The 3,186-nt window shown below is 64.4% G+C and carries 3 protein-coding genes; all 3 read left to right on the top strand.

Going from position 1 to position 3,186, the window contains the following annotated elements; all coding sequences use genetic code 11:
- Nucleotides 1–33: 33 nt before the first annotated feature.
- Complete coding sequence (locus G5C60_RS50160) at nucleotides 34–1,386, top strand: extracellular solute-binding protein (RefSeq protein WP_165270919.1); 1,353 nt, start codon at nucleotides 34–36, stop codon at nucleotides 1,384–1,386.
- Between the two features lie 39 nt (nucleotides 1,387–1,425).
- Nucleotides 1,426–2,370: a carbohydrate ABC transporter permease gene (locus G5C60_RS50155; protein WP_165270917.1), complete on the top strand. Its 945-nt coding sequence runs from the start codon at nucleotides 1,426–1,428 to the stop codon at nucleotides 2,368–2,370.
- A 1-nt stretch (nucleotide 2,371) separates the two neighbouring features.
- Nucleotides 2,372–3,186: carbohydrate ABC transporter permease (locus G5C60_RS50150; protein WP_165270915.1), on the top strand; the 815-nt coding region annotated here is incomplete at its 3' end.

The raw sequence follows: 3,186 nt of genomic DNA, 5'->3' as shown, positions 1-3,186 counted from the left end.
ACCGCATCCCACCCCCACGCAACCCACCGCCTCATCACCCTCGGTGCCGTCACCGCCCTCACCCTCCTCTCCGCCTGCGGCGGCGGCTCCGGAAGCGATCCGGACACCATTGAGGTCTCCTTCAAACAGTCCACGGACAACTCGATCAAGGTCCTGGACACCTACCTGGCCGACATGAAGAAGCAGTTCGAGAAGGCGAACCCGGGCAAGAAGGTCAAGCTCGTCCCGATCAAGGCGCCGGACTCGGAGTACTACACGAAGCTCCAGCAGATGCTCCGCTCCCCCAAGACGGCCCCGGACCTGGTGTACGAGGACACGTTCCTCATCAACTCGGACATCACGAGCGGGTACTTGAAGCCCCTGGACCCGTACCTGGAGAAGTGGAAGGACTGGGACCAGTTCATCGACACGGCCAAGGCGGCGGCCAAGGCCGAGGACGGCAAGACGTACGGCATACCGGACGGGACCGACACCCGGGGCCTCTGGTTCGACAAGGGAATCTTCAAGAAGGCGGGCCTGCCGGAGAACTGGCAGCCGAAGACGTGGGACGACGTCCTCGAAGCCGCCCGGACCATCAAGCAGAAGGTCCCCGGTGTCATCCCGCTCAACGTCTACACGGGCAAACCGGCAGGCGAAGTCTCCGCCATGCAGGGCTTCGAAATGCTCCTGTACGGAACGGGCAACTCAGCGAGCAAAGACGAAGACCCCCTCTACGACACCGCCTCCAAGAAGTGGATCACCGGCAGCCAGGCCTTCAAGGACGCCCTCACCTTCGTGGAGACCGTCTACAAGGAGAAGCTCGGCCCCGACGTGTCGGACGCCCTCGACCCCAACATCGCGACCAGGGTCCGCGGTGAGTTCCTCCCCGAGGGCAAGCTCGGCATCAACCTGGACGGCTCCTGGCTCCCGCAGGACTGGCTGGAGGGCAGCGGCCACGAATGGCCGGAGTGGTCGGAGAAGTTGGGCCTCGCGGCCATGCCGACCCAGAACGGCCAGGCCCCCGGCAAGGTGAGCATGTCGGGCGGCTGGACCTGGTCGATCCCCTCCAAGGCGGCCAACCCCGACCTCGCCTTCAAGTTCATCGAGACGATGCAGACGAAGGCGAACGCCCAGAAGTGGTACATCTCCAACTCTGGTATCTCGGTGCGGAAGGACGTCGCCGAGGACCCGGAGTACGTGAAGGCGCAGCCCGGCATCAAGTTCTTCACGGACCTGGTGTCGATTACGCACTACCGTCCCGCCTACCCCGCCTATCCGAAGGTCTCGACGGCGATCCAGGAGGCCATGGAGGGCGTGACGACGGGCGACAGCTCGGTCGAGGAGGCGGCGAGCGGCTACGACGAGGAACTCAAGTCGGCCACGGACAACCAGGTGATCAAGAAGTGAGCGAGAAGCGGGAGTTGAGCGAGAAGTGAGCAGCCGTTCATGACCGCCGCGCCCCCGGCCGGTCCCGGCGTCGTCAAGACCGCGCCGGGACAGACCGCCCCACCGCCCACGCCGAAGAGCCGCTCCCTGCGCCGCGCACTCACCCGGGCCCTCCCCGTCTCCCCCGCCTTAGTCCTCCTGGTCCTCTTCCTCGCGGGCCCCATCGCGTACTGCGCCTACATCGCCTTCACGGACCTCCAGCTCACCGGCCAGGCCGAGTCGTCCTTCGTCGGCTTCGACAACTTCCGCGACGCTTTCCAGGACGCGGCGTTCCTCAACGCCGTATGGCTGACGCTGGTGTTCACCGTCCTCAGCTCCCTCATCGGCCAGAACACCCTGGGCCTGGCCCTCGCCTCGCTGATGCAGCGCGCGTCAAAGCCCGTTCGCACGCTCACGGGCGGCATCGTGATCACGGCCTGGGTACTACCGGAAGTCGTAGCAGGCTTCCTCCTGTACGCCTTCTTCCGCCGCGAAGGCACGTTGAACGCCATTCTGGACTGGCTGCATCTCCCGTCCCAGAACTGGCTGTTCACGCTCCCGATCCTGGCCGTCTCCTTCGCCAATGTATGGCGGGGCACGGCTTTCTCGATGCTGGTGTACTCGGCGGCGCTGAATGAAATCCCGAAGGAGATCACGGAAGCCGCGGAGGTCGACGGCGCGGGCGGCTGGCGCCGCATGTGGCACATCACGCTCCCGATGATCAGACGTTCCATCGGTACGAACCTGATGCTCAACACGCTCCAGACGCTGTCGGTCTTCGGCCTGATCTGGGTCATGACGAGAGGCGGCCCGGGAAACCGCAGCCAGACCCTCCCCCTCTTCATGTACGAACAGGCCTTCCAGAAAAGCATGATCGGGTACGGGACTGCCGTGGCGCTCTTGCTTCTCGTGGTCGGTTCGCTGTTCTCGGTCGTCTATCTGCGACTGCTGCGGACGGAGGTCTGAGATGCCCGTAGCCCCGACTCTCAAGTCCCGCCGCGCCAACCGCCGTTACGCCGCCGACGCCGGCCTCATCGTCGTAGCGGCCGCCTTCGTCCTGCCGCTGGCCTGGGTGGTCCTCTCCGCCCTGGACCCGGACGCCGGCCTGCAGGTGAAGATCCCCGACGGCGTCACCCTGGACAACTTCGACGCCGTACTCGAACCCGACATCACCTTCACGCCCCTGCTCAACAGCCTGATCCTGTGCGGCGGGGCGACCCTGCTGACGGTCGTCTGCGCGGCTCTGGCGGCCTACCCGCTGTCACGGTTCCGGTCCCGGCTCAACCGGCCGTTCCTGCTGACGATTCTCTTCGCCACGAGTCTGCCGATCACGGCGATCATGGTTCCGGTGTACGCGTTGTTCGTACAGGTGGACCTGATCGACACCATGCAGGGCACGATCTTCTTCTTCGCAGCTTCTCAACTGCCTTTTGCCATTTGGCTGATGAAGAATTTTATGGACGGGGTGCCGAAGGAGTTGGAAGAGGCGGCCTGGACGGACGGCGCGTCGTCGTTCCAGTCGCTGCTGCGGATTGTGCTGCCGCTGATGGGGCCGGGGGTGGGGGTGGTTACGGTCTTCTCGTTCGTGATGATGTGGGGGAACTTCTTTGTGCCGTTCATGCTGCTGCTGAGTCCGGATCAGATGCCGGCTTCGGTGAGCATCAATGACTTCTTCGGGAATCGGGGGACGGTGGTTTATGGGCAGTTGGCTGCGTTCTCGGTTATTTATTCGACGCCGGTGATTTTGTTGTATGTGCTGGTGGCGCGGAGGTTGGGTGGGGG

It is taken from the genome of Streptomyces scabichelini, from assembly GCF_011045015.1.
Lineage (GTDB): Bacteria > Actinomycetota > Actinomycetes > Streptomycetales > Streptomycetaceae > Streptomyces > Streptomyces scabichelini.
The sequence above is the reverse complement of the archived record's forward strand: the minus strand, read 5'-3'. Positions and strand labels throughout refer to the sequence as shown.

Excerpts from the sequence above, each read along its gene's own strand:
- G5C60_RS50155 (WP_165270917.1), top strand. The coding sequence starts at position 1,426 with ATGACCGCCGCGCCCCCGGCCGGTCCCGGCGTCGTCAAGACCGCGCCG.